This window comes from Pectobacterium fontis (genome assembly GCF_000803215.1).
GTDB lineage: Bacteria > Pseudomonadota > Gammaproteobacteria > Enterobacterales > Enterobacteriaceae > Pectobacterium > Pectobacterium fontis.
The window spans coordinates 1-1,693 of sequence record NZ_JSXC01000067.1 but is presented as its reverse complement, the minus strand read 5'-3'; the positions used below and the strand labels follow the sequence as shown (position 1 = coordinate 1,693).

1 rRNA gene is annotated in these 1,693 nt (G+C 52.2%); it reads right to left on the bottom strand.

Annotated elements, in window-relative coordinates:
- Positions 1-53 precede the first annotated feature (53 nt).
- Positions 54-1,595: ribosomal RNA gene (locus tag OI69_RS18380) — 16S ribosomal RNA — on the bottom strand.
- Positions 1,596-1,693 lie beyond the last annotated feature (98 nt).

Below are 1,693 nucleotides of genomic sequence, written 5' to 3'. Positions count from 1 at the left end.
TATTTTCATCAGACAATCTGTGTGAGCACTTCACTTAACGCACATCTTCTTGGTAAGGAGGTGATCCAACCGCAGGTTCCCCTACGGTTACCTTGTTACGACTTCACCCCAGTCATGAATCACAAAGTGGTAAGCGCCCTCCCGAAGGTTAAGCTACCTACTTCTTTTGCAACCCACTCCCATGGTGTGACGGGCGGTGTGTACAAGGCCCGGGAACGTATTCACCGTAGCATTCTGATCTACGATTACTAGCGATTCCGACTTCATGGAGTCGAGTTGCAGACTCCAATCCGGACTACGACGTACTTTATGAGGTCCGCTTGCTCTCGCGAGGTCGCTTCTCTTTGTATACGCCATTGTAGCACGTGTGTAGCCCTACTCGTAAGGGCCATGATGACTTGACGTCATCCCCACCTTCCTCCAGTTTATCACTGGCAGTCTCCTTTGAGTTCCCGGCCTAACCGCTGGCAACAAAGGATAAGGGTTGCGCTCGTTGCGGGACTTAACCCAACATTTCACAACACGAGCTGACGACAGCCATGCAGCACCTGTCTCAGAGTTCCCGAAGGCACCAAAGCATCTCTGCTAAGTTCTCTGGATGTCAAGAGTAGGTAAGGTTCTTCGCGTTGCATCGAATTAAACCACATGCTCCACCGCTTGTGCGGGCCCCCGTCAATTCATTTGAGTTTTAACCTTGCGGCCGTACTCCCCAGGCGGTCGATTTAACGCGTTAGCTCCGGAAGCCACGCCTCAAGGGCACAACCTCCAAATCGACATCGTTTACAGCGTGGACTACCAGGGTATCTAATCCTGTTTGCTCCCCACGCTTTCGCACCTGAGCGTCAGTCTTTGTCCAGGGGGCCGCCTTCGCCACCGGTATTCCTCCAGATCTCTACGCATTTCACCGCTACACCTGGAATTCTACCCCCCTCTACAAGACTCTAGCCTGCCAGTTTCAAATGCAGTTCCCAAGTTAAGCTCGGGGATTTCACATCTGACTTAACAGACCGCCTGCGTGCGCTTTACGCCCAGTCATTCCGATTAACGCTTGCACCCTCCGTATTACCGCGGCTGCTGGCACGGAGTTAGCCGGTGCTTCTTCTGCGGGTAACGTCAATCAATAAGGATATTAGCCTTATTGCCTTCCTCCCCGCTGAAAGTGCTTTACAACCCGAAGGCCTTCTTCACACACGCGGCATGGCTGCATCAGGCTTGCGCCCATTGTGCAATATTCCCCACTGCTGCCTCCCGTAGGAGTCTGGACCGTGTCTCAGTTCCAGTGTGGCTGGTCATCCTCTCAGACCAGCTAGGGATCGTCGCCTAGGTGGGCCATTACCCCGCCTACTAGCTAATCCCATCTGGGCACATCCGATGGCAAGAGGCCCTAAGGTCCCCCTCTTTGGTCCGAAGACGTTATGCGGTATTAGCTACCGTTTCCAGTAGTTATCCCCCTCCATCAGGCAGTTTCCCAGACATTACTCACCCGTCCGCCGCTCGTCACCCAGAGAGCAAGCTCTCCTGTGCTACCGCTCGACTTGCATGTGTTAGGCCTGCCGCCAGCGTTCAATCTGAGCCATGATCAAACTCTTCAATTTAAGATTTGTTTGATTTGCTGAACTCGTCAGCGATGCTCAAAGAATTAAAACTGTTTATTCGTAATGAATTTACTGTTGTTCACTCTTCAAGACTTTTT